The sequence below is a fragment of the Amycolatopsis sp. NPDC051903 genome (genome assembly GCF_044452505.1).
Taxonomy (GTDB): Bacteria; Actinomycetota; Actinomycetes; order Mycobacteriales; family Pseudonocardiaceae; genus Amycolatopsis.
This window is the reverse complement of the sequence record NZ_JBITBT010000009.1, coordinates 230,438-247,052: the sequence shown is the minus strand read 5'-3', so window position 1 is coordinate 247,052 and position 16,615 is coordinate 230,438. Positions and strand designations below refer to the sequence as shown.

Below are 16,615 nucleotides of genomic sequence, written 5' to 3'. Positions count from 1 at the left end.
GTCACAGCGCCTTCGGCGGCACGATCTTGAGGTAGATCGCGGTGAGCACGACGTTGATGAGGAACAGCAGCAGGAACGTGATCACCACGGCCTGGTTCACCGCGTCGCCCACGCCCTTCGGCCCGCCCGCGGGGTTCAGACCGCGGAACGCGGCGACGACGCCGGCGACGAACCCGTACAGGAACGCCTTGATCTCGCTGATCCACAGGTCCGGCACCTGCGCCAGTGCGTTGAAACTCGCCAGGTACGCGCCCGGCGTGCCGCCCTGCAGCACGACGTTGAAGAAGTAGCCGCCGAGCACCCCGACCACGCTGACCAAGCCGTTGAGCAGCACCGACACGACGATCGCGGCCAGCACCCGCGGCACGACGATGCGCTGCACCGGGTTGACGCCGAGCACTTCCATCGCGTCGATCTCTTCACGGATCTTGCGCGCCCCGATGTCCGCGCAGACGGCGCTGCCGCCCGCGCCGGCCACGAGCAGCGCCGTGATCAGCGGGCTGGCCTGCTGCACGATGGCGAGCGCGCTGGCGGCGCCGGTGAACGACTGCGCGCCGATCTGCGTGGTCAGCGACCCCAGCTGGAGCGCGATCACGGCCCCGAACGGGATGGCGACCAGAGCGGTCGGCAAGATCGTGACACTCGCGAAGAACCAGCACTGCTGGATCCACTCGCGGAACTGGAACGGACGCCGGAAGATCGCCCGCAGCACCTCCCAGGACAGCGTGGCGAGCCGGCCGACCTGGGTCAGCGCCGCGGTGCCCGGGAGGGTGATCGAGCCGGTCTCGCCCACCACACCTCCCAGTAGTCACCCCCGAGTCTTGTCCATACCTCCCGCCCGGTTTCCGTTAGCGGTGTTCACTTCTCACTCTCAGTCGTGTTGATCACTCCATCCATGCCCCCACCGCCGCCCTCAACGGAGGAGCTTCGCTCCGCTGCTCACACTTTTAGCGCGTGAGTCGCCGTCGCTCCCCCATCGGCGACGAACTCGCTCCCGGTGCAGTACGAACTCTCCTCACTCGCCAGGAACACCAGCAGCGGCGCGATCTCGTCGGCCCGTCCCACGCGCCCGAGCGCCACCTTCTTGCCGACCCAGGACACGTCGACGTCGGTCCCGGCGGCCTCGGACACCATCTTCGTGTCGATCATGCCCGGGTGGACGGAGTTCACCCGGATGCCGCGCGCGCCCAGCTCCAGCGCGGCGACCTTGGTCATCCCGCGGATCGCGAACTTGCTCGCGGTGTAGGCGACGAGGAACGGCATGCCGGCAAGTCCCTCCACAGAGGACACGTTGACGATGGAGCCGCCACCGGCCCCGGTCATGGGTTCAACGACCGACCGCATCCCGAGAAACGCCCCGATCTGGTTCACGCGCACGACGCGTTCGTAATCGGCCAGCGCGGTGGTCCGGAGCTCCGAAAAGTGCAGGACACCGGCGTTGTTGACCAGCACCGTCGGCGGGCCGAACTCGGCGGCCGTGCGCTCGACGGCGGCGGTCCAGCCGTCCTCGTCACCCACGTCGAGGTGCTGGAACACGGCCGCGTCACCGAGGTCGGCGGCCAACTGCTTGCCCTCGGCGTCGAGCACGTCGGCGACCACCACGCGGGCGCCCTCGGCGACGAACGCGCGCGCGGCCGCCGCGCCCTGGCCCCGGGCCGCGCCGGTGACCAAGGCGACCTTCCCGTCGAGCCGGCCCACTACATGAGCTCCTCACCGAGCGGCATGAGCACGGTCTTGAGCTCCGTGTAGGCCTCGAACGCCGACAACCCGCCTTCGCGGCCGAGCCCCGACTGCTTGAACCCGCCGAAGGGCAGGTGCGGCTCGACCTGGAAGCCGTTGACGCCGATCGTGCCGGCGCGCAGCCGCCGGGCCACGCGGAACGCGCGCGCCGAGTCGCCGGTGAACAGACCGGCGCCGAGGCCGTACTCGGTGGCGTTGGCGAGCTCGACCGCTTCGTCCTCCGACTCGAACGGCACCACCGCGAGCACCGGGCCGAAGATCTCTTCCTGCGCGATGGTCGCCGAGTTGGCGACGTCGGCGAAGATCGTGGGCGCCACGAAGTTGCCGTTCGCGTAGTCGCCGTCGAGCCGTTCGCCGCCCGTGACGAGCCGGCCCTCCGCCTTGCCCCGCTCGATGTAGCCGAGCACGCGTTCGAGCTGGCGGCCGTTCACCAGCGGGCACGAGATGACGGCCGGGTCGAACGGGTCGCCGTAGGTCACGGCCGCCGCCATGCCCTGCGCGGCGGCGATGAACTCGTCGTAGACGTCGCGGTGCACGAGGGCGCGGGTGTTGGCGACGCAGGCCTGGCCGGACAGGCCCATGGTCACCGCGCCCATGGTCGTCATCGCGGCGAGGCCGACGTTGGGCGCGTCCGGGAACACGACGGCCGGGCTCTTGCCGCCCAGTTCGAGCGACACGCGCTTGAGCGTGCCCGCGGACGCCTCGACGATGCGCTTGCCGACCGCGCGGCTGCCGGTGAAGCTGACCTTGTCCACGTCCGGGTGCGTGATCAGCCGCTCGCCCGCCGGGTCACCCGGGCCGGTCACGAGGTTGAGCACCCCCGCGGGCAGGCCGGCTTCGGCCAGCAGCTCGACCATGCGGATCACGGCGAACGACGCGTACTCCGACGCCTTGAGCACCACCGTGCAGCCGGCCCCGAGCGCCGGCGCCACCTTCTGCGCGAAGAGCAGGAAGGGCGCGTTCCACGGCAGGATCGCGCCGACGACGCCGATCGGCTCGCGGAAGGTCATCGCCAGGTGGTCGCCACCCTGGTACGGCGGCAGGGTCTGCCCGCCCGCCTTGTCGACCCAGCCGGCGTGGTGGGTGAACACGTCGGCCGCCGCGGCCACCGACGTCGCGTAGATGCCGCCGAACGACAGCGGCACGCTGTTGTCGAGCGCCTGCAGCGCCCGCAGCTCGTCGGCGTGGGCGCGCAGCGACTCGGCGTACTTCAGCAACACGGCGATGCGCGTGCTCGCGCGGGACGTGCCCCAGGTGGCGAACGCGGCGCGCGCGGCGGCCACGGCGTCGTCGACGTCGGCCGCACCGGCGACCGCGAACTCGCCGATCTCCTCGTTCGTCGCGGGGTGGTGGTGGGTCCACGTCGCACCGTCGCGCGCGGCCACCCACTCGCCGCCGATGAACAGCTGCCCGGCCTTGAGCCCGGCGGCGTCGCGGTGGGGTAACACGGTGAGCGTCATGACTTCTCCCGGAAGGTCAGGGCAGTGCTGTTTTCAAGGCAGGGTGAGCAGGTCGGTCGCGGCGAACATCGCGTCGGGATCGCGCTCGGCGAAGTGGGCGCCGACGGTTCCGGCGAGCTCGCCGGTGGTCCACGTGCCGTGCGCGGTGTCGAAGCGCTGCTCGACCGACGGTGGGCGCAGCAGCGCGACCATGCCGCCGTGCACGACGAACACCTGGCCGTTGATCGCGCCGGCCGCGGGCGAGGCGAGGAAGGCGACGAACGGCGCGACGTGGTTCACGGACAAGGGATCCGTGCCTTCGCCGGGTGCTTCGCCGAAGACGTCGGCGGTCATCGCCGTGCGGGCGCGCGGGCAGATCGTGTTGGCGCGCACGCCGTACTTCGCCAGCCCGCGCGCCGCGGACACGGTGAGCGCGGCGATGCCGGCCTTCGCAGCGGAGTAGTTGGGCTGGCCGGGTGAGCCGACGAGGAACGCTTCGGACGCGGTGTTGACGAGCCGCCCGTAGACCGGGCCGCCCTCCACTTTGGACTTGTCCCGCCAATGTCGAGCCGCCGCACGGGAAAGCAGGAAGTGCCCGCGCAGGTGCACGGCGACGACCTGGTCCCAGTCGGCGTCGGTCATCGAGAACAACATGCGGTCGCGCAGCACCCCGGCGTTGTTCACCACGACGTCGAGGCCGCCGAAGTGGCCGACCGCGGCGGCGAGCAGCGCGCCGGCGGTGGCGGCTTCGGAAACGTCGCCCGCCACCGCGAGCGCTTTGCCACCGTTCGCTTCGATCTCCTCGACGGTTTCGCGGGCTTCCGCGATGTCGTTGACCACCACGGCGGCGCCCTCCCGGGCGAGGGCGAGCGCTTCGGCCCGCCCCAGCCCGGCGGCGGCGCCGGTGACGATCGCGACCCGTCCGCTCAGGCTCACGCGAGCGTCACCACCTGGCGGATCACGTCGGTGCTGCCTTCGCGCAGCAGGCCGAGGCCGTCGTTGAGGTCCGCGAACGCGAGGCGGCGCGAGATCATGCCGTCGAGGTCGAGCAGCCCGGCGCGCCAGAACCGCAGCATGGTCGCGGTGTCGCGGTGCACGTGCGCCGAACCGTAGAACGAGCCGAGGATCTTCTTGTCGTGCAGGAAGAGCTCCTGCGCGCTGAACGACACCATCGCGTCTCCGCGCCCGGCGCCGACGACCACGACCGCGCCGCCGCGGCGCGCGGCGTCCCAGCCGGCGCGGATGGTGACGGGCGCGCCGACGACGTCGAAGGCGTAGTCGAAGCCCTCGCCGGCGGTCAGCTCACCCTTGAGCTGCTCGAGGTTCTCCGGCGTCACGGCGTGCGTCGCGCCGAACCGCTTCGCCACGGAGTGCTTGCCCTCCACCGGATCCACCGCGACGATCGTGGCCGCGCCCGCGATGCGAGCGCCCTGGATCACGGAGATGCCGACGCCGCCACAGCCGAACACGACGACCGTCGAACCGGGTTCGACCTTCGCGGTGTTGAGCACCGAGCCGACCCCGGTGAGCACCCCGCACGCGATGAGCGCGGCCGTCTCGAACGGCACGTCCGGGTCGACCTTCACCGCGCCGGACGCCGGCACCACGACCTCGTCGGCGAACGTGCCGAGCCCCGCGTAGCCGAACAACGGGGTGTCCCCGAGGCGGAAGCGCGGTGTGGTGAAGGCGGCGATCGCGTGCACGGCGCACAGGTTCGGCTGGCCACGCAGGCAGTTGGCGCACGAGCCGCACGGCGGGACGAACGAGACGGTCACGTGGTCACCCGGCACGAGGTGCGTGACGGCGGGGCCGACCTCCAGGACCTCACCGGAGCCCTCGTGGCCGACGACGCCGGGCGCCAGGGCCGGCAGCGTGCCGTCCATGGCCGAGAGGTCGCTGTGGCAGATGCCCGAAGCCCGCACCCGGATCCGGACCTCACCCGGCCCCGGATCGACTGTGGTGACGTCGTCGCGCAGCTCCAGCTTGTCGTCGCCGATCGCGTTCAGTACGGCTGCTCTCACCGCGAGCCTCCTCGTCGAAGCCTGCCAAGGTGAGCTCAGACTAGAATCTGTTCTCGCTCTAGGCAAGGCCCGGATGAACGCCGCTAACGTGCGATGAACAGCGCATTCTTGGGACAACCGGTCACGGCATCCGAAACACGTTCTACTTGTTCTTCCGGGATCTCGCCCGGCGCGATGACCAACTCCTCGTCGTCGTCCAGGTCGAAGACCCCGGGCGCGAACCCCACGCAGACCGCGTTCGCCTCGCACAACGAGCGGTCGACCCCGATCTCCACGCTTCCTCCCGTCCGCGGCGCCTGGTACAACTAGAACAGGTTCTAGCCTACCGCCGGGTCCGGCGCGACACCACGGTCTCCCCGGCGGCGTGGAGGTGAGCGGTGCGGATCGACTACACGGACGCCCAGCGCGAGCTGGCCGGGCAGCTGCGCGAGTACTTCGCCGAGCTGATGACGCCGGCCCGCCGGGAGAGCCTCGCGACGGGCGGCGGCGAGTACGGTGATGGCTTTGCGTACAAAGAAATCGTGCGCCGACTGGGCAAGGACGGGTGGCTCGCCCTCGGCTGGCCCCGCGAGTACGGCGGGCAGGCCCGCTCGATGCTCGAGCAGCTCGTCTTCACCGACGAGGCGGCCGCCGCGGGGGTGCCCGTGCCGTTCCTGACCGTGAACACGATCGGGCCGACCATCATGCGGTTCGGCACTCCGGATCAGAAGGCGTTCTACCTGCCGCGCATCGCCGCCGGCGAGCTGCACTTCGCCATCGGCTACTCCGAGCCGGGCGCCGGGACCGACCTCGCTTCGCTGCGCACGCGCGCCGTGCGCGACGGAGACGACTACGTGGTCACCGGCCAGAAGATGTGGACCAGCCTCATCGAGTACGCCGACTACGTGTGGCTCGCCGCGCGCACCGACCCGGACGCGCGCAAGCACAAGGGCCTCTCGATCCTCGTGGTGCCGACGTCGGCGCCCGGCTTCTCCTGGACGAAGGTGCGCACCGTCGCCGGCCCCGGCACCAGCGCGACCTACTACGACGACGTGCGCGTGCCCGTGACCTCCCGCATCGCCGATGAGAACGCCGGGTGGCCGCTGATCACCAACCAGCTCAACCACGAACGCGTCGCGCTGACCTCGGCCGCGCCGTTGCGCACCGCGCTGCGCGACGTCGTCGAGTGGGCCCGCACCGCCGTCGCCCCCGACGGCTCGCCGCTGCTTGACGCAGAATGGGTGCGGCTGAACCTCGCCCGCGTGCACACGCGCGCGGAGTACCTGAAGCTGCGCAACTGGCAGATCGCGTGGGCCGCCGCGGCGAGCGAACTCGGTCCCGCCGAAGCGTCGGCGACGAAGGTGTTCGGCACCGAGGCGGCGATCGAGGCCTACCGCCTGCTGATGGAAGTGCTGGGCGCGGCCGCCGTGGTCCGCGAGGGCTCGCCGGGCGCCGTACTGGCCGGGCGGCTCGAACGCCTGCACCGCTCCGCCCTCATCCTCACCTTCGGCGGCGGCACGAACGAGGTGCAGCGCGACCTCGTCGCCGCGGCCGCGCTCGGCCAGCCCGTGACCCGTTAGGAGCACGACCGTGGACTTCTCCCCGACCGAGGTGCAGGAGGCCCTCGCGGCCCTGACGCGGCGCATCCTCGCCGGCCAGGTGACGCCGGAAACGCTGGGGCCGCACGGATCCGGCGGCTTCGACGCGCGGGCGTGGACCCAGCTGGCCCAGGCGGGAGTGCTCGACGCGGCGCTGCCCGCGGCCGTCGGCGGCGGCGGGTTCGGCTTGCTGGAGCAGTGTTCGGTGCTGATCGAGGTCGGCCGGGCCGTCGCGCCGGTGCCGTACTTGTCGTCGGTGACGCAGGCGGCGTCGGTGCTCGCGGACCTGGGCCGGCCGGAGCTCGTGGAACGCTGGCTGGTGCCCGTGTCGCGGGGTTCCGCCGTGCTCGCAGTGGCGCTCGGAACCGGCTTCACCGCCTCGGCCGGGCGGCTGAGCGGCACGCAGACCGCCGTGCCGTACGCGGCTTTCGCCGACGCGCTGCTCGTCGAGTCTCCCGGCGGCGTGCACCTCGTCGAACGCGACGCGCCCGGCGTGACGATCTCGGCGCAGGAGACGATCGACCACGCCGACGCGGGTCTCGTCGAACTCGACGGCGCGCCCGCCGAACCCCTCGGTGACCTCGCCCGGGTGTTGCGGTTGCGCGGCGCGGTCGGGTTGTGCGCGCAGCAGCTGGGCGTCGTCGAAAAGGCGCTCGAACTGACGGCCGCGTACACGCGCGAGCGCGAGCAGTTCGGCCACGCGATCGGCGCGTTCCAGGCCGTGCGCCAGCGGCTGGCCGACGCCTACCTCGACGTCGAAGCGGTCCGGCTCACGCTGTGGCAAGCGGCGTGGCGCCTCGCGGAAGGCCTGCCCGCGGACGCCGAGGTGGCGACGGCGAAGTACTGGGCCGCCGAAGCCGGCCACCGCGTCGCGCACACCGCGGTGCACCTGCACGGCGGCGTCGGCATCGACGTCGAGCACCCCGTGCACCGCTACTTCGTGGCAGCCAAGCGCCTGGAGTTCACCGGCGGCGGCGCGACAGGGCAGCTGCTGACCCTGGGCGGATTGCTGGCCCGGGACGAGCCGGCAGCTGTCAATCCGACGGCGTGATGTGCCGCAGCCGCCGCGGCCCCGTGTCCGGCCGTGTCGGGGTCGGCCCGAGGACCATCCGCGCGTTGGCGACGAACGCGCCGTCGGGCGAGGCGAGGATCGGGTCGAGCGCGAGTGACCGGACCTCCGGGTTGTCCTCGGCCAGCGCGGCCACGCGCAGCACCATGTCCTGCAGGGCCGCCAGATCCGCGGGTTCGTCGCCGCGGTAGCCGGTGAGCAGCGGCGACGTGCGCGGCTCGCGGATCAGCGTGGCGGCGTCGACGTCGGTGACCGGGATCGCGCGGTAGGCGCGGTCGCCGAGCAGCGTGCTGACCAGGCCCGAGAGCCCGAACGACACGAGCGTGCCGAACGACGGGTCGTCCTGCAGCCCGATCACGCACGAGATCCCCTTGGCCGCCATGCGCTGCACGTACAGCTCGTTGTCGCCGGAGACCTCGCACAGGTCGCGGTAGGCCACGCGGACGGAATCCTCGGACGTGAGGTCGAGCCGCACGCCGGCGAGGTCCGGGCGGCCGCGCAGCCGCTCGTCGACGGCCTTGAGCGTGACCGGGTAGCCGAGCTGCGCGGCGGCCGTCACAGCTTCGTCCACATCGGACACCACGCGGAACGGCACGACGTCCACGCCGTAGCAGCCGAGCAGCCGCACCACGTCGTCGTCCGACAGCATCGTGGAGTGACCGTCGGCCGCCGCGAGGAGTTCGCGCACGATCTGCTGCGCCTTCTCCACGTGGAGCCCGGCCGGGCGCACCAGGGAACCCTGCGGTCGCTGGCGCCAGGCCGAGTAGCGCACGACGCGGGCGAGCGCGTTCACCGCGCGCTCCGGGCTGGGGTACGACGGGATCGAACCCCGCGTGGGCACGCCGAAATCCGTGAGCACCGCGAGTTCATCGGGCACGCCTTCGGCCGCGAGGAACGTGGAGACGACGGGTTTGGTCCGCTTCTGCTCCAGCACAGCCTGCTTCAGCGCCCGCGCGTACGCGGTGCCGGGGATCGTGATCGGCGGCGCGAACACGGCGATGAGCGCGTCGACCTCGGCCGAGTCCAGGGCGTCGCGCACCGCTTCGGCGAACGCGGCGGGCCCGGCCTGCGGGCCGATGTCCACGGGATCGAAGGCGACGTGCAGTCCCTGCGCGCGGGCGGTGTCGGCGGCGAGCAGCCCGATCGCACTGGAGTTGCCGACGATCGCGATGCGCGGCCCGGCCGGCAGCGGCTGGTGCGCGAACACCAGCGCCGTGTCGAAGAGCTGCGCGAGCGACTCCACGCGCACGACCCCGGCCTGTTCGAACAGCGCCTGCACGCTGGCTTCGTCGACTTCCGCCGACGTCGCGGCCAGCTGCGGGCGCACCGCGTGCCGGCCGGATTTCACCGCGACGATCGGTTTGGTGCGCGCGAGCCGCCGCGCCAGGCGGGCGAACTTGCGCGGGTTGCCGAAGGATTCGAGGTAGAGCAGCACGAGATCCGTCTCGGGGTCGGTTTCCCAGTACTGCAACAGGTCGTTGCCCGACACGTCGGCGCGGTTGCCGGCGGAGACGAACGTCGAGAGGCCGAGCCCGCGCGAACCGGCGTCGGCGAGGATCGCCGTGCCCAGTGCGCCCGACTGGCAGAAGAACCCGGTGTGCCCGCGCTTGGGCAGCCGCGGCGCGAGCGTCGCGTTGAGGCGGACCGACGGCGCGGTGTTGAGGACACCGAGCGCGTTCGGGCCGACCACGCGCATGCCGTGCGCGCGGGCCTCGCCGACGAGCCGCAATTCGGCGTGCAGGCCGAGCGGGCCGGATTCGGCGAAGCCGCCCGACACGATCACCAGCGTCTTCACGCCCTTGGCGAGACAGGCGTCGAGCACGGATTCCACGACCTCCGCGGGCACGGCGACCACCGCGAGGTCGACCGGGTCCGGGATGTCGAGCACCGAGGCGTACGCGCGGACGCCGCGCACGGAGCGGTGTTCGGGGTTGACCGGGTAGACGGTGCCGGCGAAGTCGGCGGCCAGCATGTTCGCGAAGGCGACGTGACCGACCTTCGTGGGATCGGCCGACGCGCCGATCACCGCGACCGAGCGCGGGTGCAGCAGGTTGTGCACGCTGCGCGCCTCGGCGGCCTGCTCACGCGAGCGCGCGACGGCGAGCGACTCCTCCGTCGGATCGATGTCGAACTCCAGGTGCAGCACGCCTTCCTCGATGGCGCGGCTGACCTGGTAACCGGCGTCGCGGAACACGCGGACCATGGCGGCGTTCTCGGCGAGCACCTCGGCGACGAACCGGCGCAGCCCGCTCTCCGACGCCGCGGCGGCCAGGTGCTCCAGCAGGATCGAGCCGAGCCCGCGGCCCTGGTGCTTGTCGTCGACCACGAACGCGACCTCGGCCGACGGCCCGCCCTCGAGCCGCTCGTACCGCCCGACGGCCACGATGTCGTCGCCCAGCAGCGCCACGAACGCGACGCGGTCGTGGTGGTCCACAGTGGAGAACCGTTCGAGGTCGCGCGGCGGGATGCGCGGGTACGCGCCGAAGTAGCGCAGGTACCGCGTGCGCTCCGAAAGGCGGCTGTGGAACGCGACGAGGTTGTCGGCGTCCGACGGCACGATGGGCCGCAGGTGCACGGTGCCGCCGTCGGAGAGGACGACGTCGGCTTCCCAGTCGCGGGGGTAGTCGTAGGGGTCGCGCAGGCCCTTTCCTTCGTCGGGGTGTTCGGACATGTCAGTCCCTCGGGTCGTCCGGATCGAGGCCGTGCAAGGGGAAAACGGCGCGGCGGGTGTCGCCGATCGCGACGTCCACCGGCTCGTCGGCTTCGTCGCCCCACGGTTTGAACGCGGTGTCGCGCTCGTCGGTCATGGCCGGCGGGATCTCGGCGGTCGGCGCGGCCTTCGCGACCGTGGAGACCCAGCCGGGCGGCAGGGCGGTCTCGGGCGCGACGTCGCGGTCGAGCACGGTGGCCATCAGGTGCGTCCAGGAGCGCGGGACCACGCGGATCAGCTGGTACCCGCCCCCGCCGACCGCGAGCCAGCGGCCGCCCGCGTAGGTCTCCGCGAGCTCGCGCATGGTCGCGTAGATCGTGCGGTGCCCGTCGACCGAGAGCGACAGGTCGGCCAGCGGGTCCTCCTCGTGCGAATCGACGCCGCACTGCGTCACCAGGATCTGCGGCTCGAACTCCGCCAGCAGCGACGGCACGACCGCGTGGAACGCCCGCAGCCACCCGGGATCCTTCGTCTGCGGCGGCAGCGGGATGTTCACCGACGTGCCCGCCGCCTTGCCCGTGCCGATCTCGGCCGAGTACCCCGTGCCGGGCCACAGCGTGAACGGGTGCTGGTGCAGTGAAACCGTGAGCACGCGCGGATCGTCGTAGAACGCCGTCTGGACACCGTCGCCGTGGTGGACGTCGGTGTCGAGGTAGGCGATGCGGTCGAAGCCGTGGTCGAGCAGCCACGAGATCGCGACGGCGCAGTCGTTGTACACGCAGAAGCCGGACGCGTGGTCGCGCATCGCGTGGTGCAGCCCGCCCGCGATGTTGACGGCGCGCTTGACCTCGCCGTCGGCGATCTTGCGCGCCGCGAGCAGCGTCGACCCCACCACGAGCGCCGAAGCGTCGTGCATCCCGCTGAACACGGGGTTGTCCGCCGTGCCCAGCCCGTGCCCCACGTCCCACCCGACGAGCGGGGCTTCCTTCACCGCCGCCAGGTATTCGGGGGCGTGGATCCGCAGCAGTTCCTCGTCGCCGGCCGCGGTGGGCACGAGCAGCTCGACGCCGTCCAGCACCCCGAGTTCGGTGGCCAGCCGCACCGTGAGCTCCAGCCGGACGGGGTTGAAGGGGTGCTCGCCCCCGAGGTCATACCCCAGCAGCGCGGCATCCCAGACGACAGCAGGCGAGGACATGTACCGCACTGTACTGGCCGGACGGCCCCGCAGCCCGGTTCGCGACGGGTCAGCCGCGCTCCGGGCCGGTGGCGGCGGGGCGCTCGGGGTCGCGCGACCAGTGCGACCACGAACCCGCGTAGAGCGCGGCCGGCGCCGGGTGGCCGGCGACCTCCAGTGCGAGGACCACCGAAGACGCCGTGACGCCGGAGCCGCAGTAGGCGCCGACGGGCGTGTCCGCGGTCAGGCCGAGTTCCGCGAAGCGCGCGGCGAGGTCGGCGGGTGCGCGCCAGCGGCCGTCGGGGCCGGCGTGGTCCGACGACGGCGCGCTGACGGCGCCGGGGATGTGCCCGGCGCGCGGGTCGACGGGTTCGGTCTCGCCGGTGTAGCGGGCGTGGGCCCGGGCGTCGAAGAGCACGCCTTCGCGGGCGCGGGCGGCGGCTTCGTCGGCGGTGAGCACCGGCATGCCGCCGGGCCGGACCTCGAGGTCGCCGGGCTCGGGTGCCGGCACGTCGGCGGTGACCTCGTGGCCTTCGGCGAGCCACGCTGCGTAACCGCCGTCGAGGACCGCGACGTCGGCGTGGCCGGCCCAGCGCAGCAGCCACCAGGCGCGGGCGGCGACGGAGCCGTCGGCGTCGTCGTACACGACCACCGGGCGGCCGGCGCGCACGCCGGCTTTCCGCAGCTCACGCTGCAGATCGCCGGGGTCGGGCAGAGGGTGGCGGCCGCCCTCGCCCGGCGGTGCCGCGAGCGCCGTGTCGAGGTCGACGAACACCGCACCGGGCACGTGGGCCTCGCGGTAGGAGTCGGCTCCGGGCGGCCCGGCCAGGCGCCAGCGCACGTCGAGCACGACGGGGCGCTCGGCGTCGGGCAGGGCGGCGAGCCGGGCAGGCGTGATCAACGGTCCCATGACCCCCATCCTGCAGGTCCGCGCGCCCGGAGCGCACCTGGGCCGGACTTTTCAGGTCGGGTCGCTTGTTATGTCGGCGCGTGCCGTCGGTGTCGGGGCCAACGACTACGATGAGCTACGCGGACGAAGGGGACAGCGTGAACGATCTCATCGACACCACCGAGATGTACTTGCGTACGATCTACGAGCTCGAAGAAGAGGGTGTCGTCCCGCTGCGGGCCCGGATCGCGGAGCGCCTGCAGCAGAGCGGGCCCACCGTGAGCCAGACCGTGGCCAGGATGGAGCGCGACGGGCTGGTGGTGGTGGCCGACGACCGGCACCTGCAGCTGACCGACCACGGCCGGGAGCTCGCGATCGCCGTCATGCGCAAGCACCGTCTCGCCGAACGCCTCCTCGTCGACGTCATCGGGCTCGAGTGGGAGCACGTGCACACCGAAGCGTGCCGCTGGGAGCACGTGATGAGCGAGGCCGTCGAGCGCAAGCTGGTGAAGCTGCTCGACCACCCGACCACGTCGCCGTACGGCAACCCGATCCCGGGCCTCGACAAGCTCGGCGACGGCGACCCGGCCCCGCCCGCGGAGTCCGACCTCGTCCGGCTCGACGAGTTCGCCCGCACCGGCGGCGGCGACGTCGTGATCCGCCGCATCGCCGAGCACGTGCAGCTCGACGAGTCGCTGCTCACCGAGCTCAAGTCCGTCGGCATCGTGCCCGGCGGCCGCGTCACCGTCGGCAAGGCCAACGGCGGCACAGTCACCATCGAGATCACCGGCGGCGAGACCAGCTCCACCGCGCAGGTCTCCACCGCGGCGCTGCACGCCGTGCTGGCGCAGGCTCGGTGAGCCCCGCCGGCGACGCGGCCAGGGCGTTCCACGAGATCCACGGCCAGGCCCCGGCCGGGGTCTGGTCGGCTCCCGGCCGGGTGAACCTGATCGGTGAGCACACCGACTACAACGACGGTTTCGTCCTGCCCTTCGCGCTCCCCCACCGCCTCGCGGTGGCGGCGTCGCGGCGCGAAGACGGCAAGCTCAACGTCGCCACCCTCGGCGACGACGGGCAGCTGCAGTACTCCGGCCTCCTCGACATCGCGTCCCTCGCACCGGGTTCGGTGGAGGGCTGGGCCGCGTACCCCGCGGGCGTCGCGTGGGTGCTGCGCGACCACGGCTACGCCGCCGGCGCCGACCTCGTGATCGCCGGGGACGTGCCCTCGGGCGCGGGCCTGTCCTCGTCCCACGCCCTCGAGTGCGCCGTGTCCCTGGCTCTGCTCGGCCTCGCCGGCGTCGAACTCGACGACGGCAACCCGGAGACCCCGGCGCGGCCGCAGATCGCGCGCTGGGTGCAGCGCTCGGAGAACGACTTCGTCGGCGCCCCCACGGGCCTGCTCGACCAGACCGCGTCGCTGTGCTGCCGCGAGGCGCGCGTGCTCTTCCTCGACGTCCGCTCCGGCGAGATGGAGCAGGTGCCGTTCCCGCTGGCCGAGGCCGGCGCCCGCGTGCTGATCATCGACACGCGCACCAAGCACTCCCACGCCGAAGGCGGCTACGGCGAACGCCGCCGCGGCACCGAGCGCGCCGCCGAGCTCCTCGGCGTGAAGGCCCTGCGCGACGTCACCCTCGACGGCCTGCCCGCCGCCCTCGCCCAGCTGCCCGGCGACCTCGCGCCGCTCGTGCGCCACGTGGTCACCGAGAACCAGCGGGTGCTCGACGTGGTGGCGCTGCTGCACCAGGGCAAGCTCACCGAGATCGGCCCCCAGCTCGACGCCTCCCACGCCTCCATGCGCGACGACTACCGCATCTCCACCGCCGAACTCGACCTCGCCGTCGACTCCGCCCGCACCGCCGGCGCCCTCGGCGCCCGCATGACCGGCGGCGGCTTCGGCGGTTCGGCCATCGCCCTGGTCCGCGAAGGGGACCTCGAGCGTGTCCGCGCGGCCGTCGAGGAAGCCTTCGAGCACGCCGGCCTCCGCCGCCCCCGCACGTTCACCGCCCTCCCCTCCCGCGGCGCCGCCCGCGACGTCTGATCGCGCGCCACACTGGCGTTCGGCGCTGCCCCCGAGGGTTCCTGCCTTGGGGGCAGCGCTGTGTCCTGGGTTTGACAGCGCGGCCCAGCCCGGCCACGCGGACACCCGAGGTCCCCCGCTGCCCCACGAACGTTCCCTGCCCGGGCAGCACTGCGTCCGGCCGGCGGCTCGAAAGCTTCGAGTTCGCGCGGCGGCGGTGTCTCGCTCGGCCATGTTGTCGCGTTCGGCCGTGTTGTCACGCTCGGCCATGTTGCCGTTCGGCCACGTTGCCGCGTTCGGCCGTGTTGCCGCGTTCGGCCGTGTTGCCGCGCTCGGCCGTGTTGCCGCGCTCGGCCACGTTGCCGTTCGGCCATGTTGCCGCGTTCGGCCATGTTGCCGCATTCGGCCACGTTGCCGCGCTAGGCCACGTTGCCATGTTCGGCCGTGTTGTCGCGTTCGGCGGTGGCGTCCCGTCCGGCGCTGGCGTCGCGGGCGGGCGCGTTCGGCCCGGTTGCGGCGGCGAGCCCATAGCCGGTGCGGCACGAGCCTGCGGACAACCCCCGGGCGGTCCCCTGCCGTGTGGTGAGGGGACACTGTGGCGCACAGTCACCACCCTCACCAGAAAGGCCTCGCCGTGACGGACCCGCAGAGCCCCCTGAAACTGATCGTCACGGGTGGCGCCGGCTACGTGGGCAGCGTGTGCGCCGCGCGGCTCATCGAGGCCGGTCACCAAGTCACGGTCGTGGACGACCTGTCCACCGGCCACGCCGACGCCGTCCACCCCGACGCGCGCTTCATCGAAGGCGACGCCGCCGCGGTCGCGGCGGACCTCCTCGGCGAGGGGTTCGACGGCGTGCTGCACTTCGCGGCGAAGTCGCTCGTCGGCGAGTCGATGACGGACCCAGCGAAGTACTGGGAGGGCAACGTCGTCACGTCGCTGCGCCTGCTCGAGGCCATGAAGGCCCACGGCACGCCGCGTCTCGTCTTCTCCTCCACCGCCGCCACGTACGGCGAGCCCGAATCCTCGCCGATCCCCGAGACCGCGCCGACACAGCCGACCAACACCTACGGCGCGTCCAAGCTCGCGATCGACCACGCCATCACGAGCTTCGCGCGCGCCCACGGCATCGCCGCGGTGAGCCTGCGCTACTTCAACGTCGCCGGCGCGTACAACGCCTTCGGCGAACGGCACACCACCGAAACGCACCTCATCCCCCTCGTCCTCCAGGTCGCCACCGGCGACCGCGCCCACATCTCCATCTACGGCGACGACTACCCGACGCCCGACAAGACGGCGATCCGCGACTACATCCACGTCGTCGACCTCGCCGACGCCCACCTGCTCGCCCTCCGCCACGCCACCGCCGGCGAACACCGCATCTACAACCTCGGCAGCGGCACCGGCTTCTCGGTCCTGGAGGTCGTCGAGTCCTGCCGGCGCGTGACCGGCCACCCGATCCCCGCCGAGATCGCGCCCCGCCGCGCCGGCGACCCCTCGGTCCTCGTCGCCTCCAGCGACAAGGCCGGCCGGGAACTCGGCTGGAAGCCCGAGCGCACCGCCCTGGACGCCATCGTCTCCGACGCGTGGACGTTCACCCAATCCCGCCGCAGCTGACCTTCACGCCTCCCCGGTGGGTCCGGCTCGTGGCGAGCCGGACCCATCGGCGCCTCCGGGCAGCCGCCGACCGGCGTTGCGACGGGGTCCCGCCCCACAGCTCGGTACGCCTGGATGCGCGCGCCGCGGAGGCCGCCTTCTCTGTGCACTCGAAGGACAACCGTCCAATCGCATTCACCGCGACCGTGCGCCTTTCCGGCAAGGGCGGCGATGCCCCCGCAGGCGGCTCACCATTAGGCAGGCGAATCGCCCGTCTGACCCCGCCCGGCGCGGACCTCACCTCACTGCCAGCCTCCGCAGCGGCGCCGGCTTGAGGACGGCCTCATGGTGAGCCGGACCCATCGGCGTCTCCGGGCAGCCGCCCGGGCGTTGCGACGGGGTCCCGCCCACAGCTCGGTACGCGCCTGGACGCACGCGCCGCAGA

At 72.5% G+C, this 16,615-nt stretch carries 14 protein-coding genes; 5 read left to right on the top strand and 9 right to left on the bottom strand.

Annotated elements, in window-relative coordinates; genetic code table 11:
* Position 1 precedes the first annotated feature (1 nt).
* The 6 genes from ACIA77_RS22185 to ACIA77_RS22160 form a co-directional block, all read right to left on the bottom strand.
* On the bottom strand, positions 2-796 hold the full coding sequence (locus ACIA77_RS22185; protein ID WP_395887810.1) for an MlaE family ABC transporter permease: 795 nt from the start codon (positions 794-796) through the stop codon (positions 2-4).
* Positions 797-939: 143 nt separating this feature from the next.
* Entirely contained in the window at positions 940-1,698 is a 759-nt protein-coding gene (locus tag ACIA77_RS22180) for a glucose 1-dehydrogenase (protein ID WP_395887809.1), read from the bottom strand.
* Entirely contained in the window at positions 1,698-3,200 is a 1,503-nt protein-coding gene (locus ACIA77_RS22175) for an aldehyde dehydrogenase family protein (protein WP_395887808.1), read from the bottom strand. The genes ACIA77_RS22180 and ACIA77_RS22175 overlap by 1 nt, the downstream gene beginning before the upstream one ends.
* A 33-nt stretch (positions 3,201-3,233) precedes the next feature.
* A complete protein-coding gene (locus ACIA77_RS22170; protein WP_395887807.1) occupies positions 3,234-4,115 on the bottom strand; it encodes a 3-oxoacyl-ACP reductase in 882 nt (293 codons plus the stop codon).
* Complete coding sequence (locus ACIA77_RS22165) at positions 4,112-5,200, bottom strand: zinc-binding dehydrogenase (protein ID WP_395887806.1); 1,089 nt, start codon at positions 5,198-5,200, stop codon at positions 4,112-4,114. The genes ACIA77_RS22170 and ACIA77_RS22165 overlap by 4 nt, the downstream gene beginning before the upstream one ends.
* Positions 5,201-5,283: 83 nt before the next feature.
* Positions 5,284-5,475, bottom strand: coding sequence for a ferredoxin (locus tag ACIA77_RS22160; RefSeq protein ID WP_395887805.1), 192 nt, complete (start codon positions 5,473-5,475; stop codon positions 5,284-5,286).
* A gap of 102 nt (positions 5,476-5,577) precedes the next feature.
* On the opposite strand from ACIA77_RS22160, the gene ACIA77_RS22155 reads away from it, so the two are divergent.
* Complete coding sequence (locus tag ACIA77_RS22155; protein ID WP_395887804.1) at positions 5,578-6,759, top strand: acyl-CoA dehydrogenase family protein; 1,182 nt, start codon at positions 5,578-5,580, stop codon at positions 6,757-6,759.
* Positions 6,760-6,769: 10 nt separating this feature from the next.
* Entirely contained in the window at positions 6,770-7,828 is a 1,059-nt protein-coding gene (locus ACIA77_RS22150) for an acyl-CoA dehydrogenase family protein (protein WP_395887803.1), read from the top strand.
* Here ACIA77_RS22150 and ACIA77_RS22145 read toward each other — a convergent pair.
* Genes ACIA77_RS22145 through ACIA77_RS22135 form a run of 3 tightly spaced genes read right to left on the bottom strand, consistent with a single transcriptional unit; the run spans position 7,812 to position 12,580 of the window.
* On the bottom strand, positions 7,812-10,517 hold the full coding sequence (locus tag ACIA77_RS22145) for a GNAT family N-acetyltransferase (RefSeq protein WP_395887802.1): 2,706 nt from the start codon (positions 10,515-10,517) through the stop codon (positions 7,812-7,814). The two genes, ACIA77_RS22150 and ACIA77_RS22145, sit on opposite strands and share 17 nt — an antisense overlap.
* Position 10,518: 1 nt before the next feature.
* On the bottom strand, positions 10,519-11,691 hold the full coding sequence (locus ACIA77_RS22140; protein WP_395887801.1) for an acetoin utilization protein AcuC: 1,173 nt from the start codon (positions 11,689-11,691) through the stop codon (positions 10,519-10,521).
* 49 nt (positions 11,692-11,740) lie between these two features.
* Positions 11,741-12,580 (bottom strand): sulfurtransferase, encoded by an 840-nt coding sequence (locus ACIA77_RS22135; protein WP_395887800.1) that lies wholly within the window; start codon positions 12,578-12,580, stop codon positions 11,741-11,743.
* A gap of 110 nt (positions 12,581-12,690) precedes the next feature.
* On the opposite strand from ACIA77_RS22135, the gene ACIA77_RS22130 reads away from it, so the two are divergent.
* From ACIA77_RS22130 to galE, 3 genes are all read left to right on the top strand, one after another.
* The gene (locus tag ACIA77_RS22130; RefSeq protein ID WP_395887799.1) at positions 12,691-13,419 is read left to right on the top strand and encodes a metal-dependent transcriptional regulator; all 729 of its coding nucleotides are present in this window, start codon (positions 12,691-12,693) and stop codon (positions 13,417-13,419) included.
* Positions 13,416-14,597, top strand: a complete 1,182-nt coding sequence (galK, locus tag ACIA77_RS22125; RefSeq protein WP_395887798.1) for a galactokinase — start codon at positions 13,416-13,418, stop codon at positions 14,595-14,597. Before ACIA77_RS22130 ends, galK begins: the two co-directional genes overlap by 4 nt.
* A 613-nt stretch (positions 14,598-15,210) precedes the next feature.
* On the top strand, positions 15,211-16,191 hold the full coding sequence (galE, locus tag ACIA77_RS22120) for a UDP-glucose 4-epimerase GalE (RefSeq protein WP_395887797.1): 981 nt from the start codon (positions 15,211-15,213) through the stop codon (positions 16,189-16,191).
* Positions 16,192-16,615 lie beyond the last annotated feature (424 nt).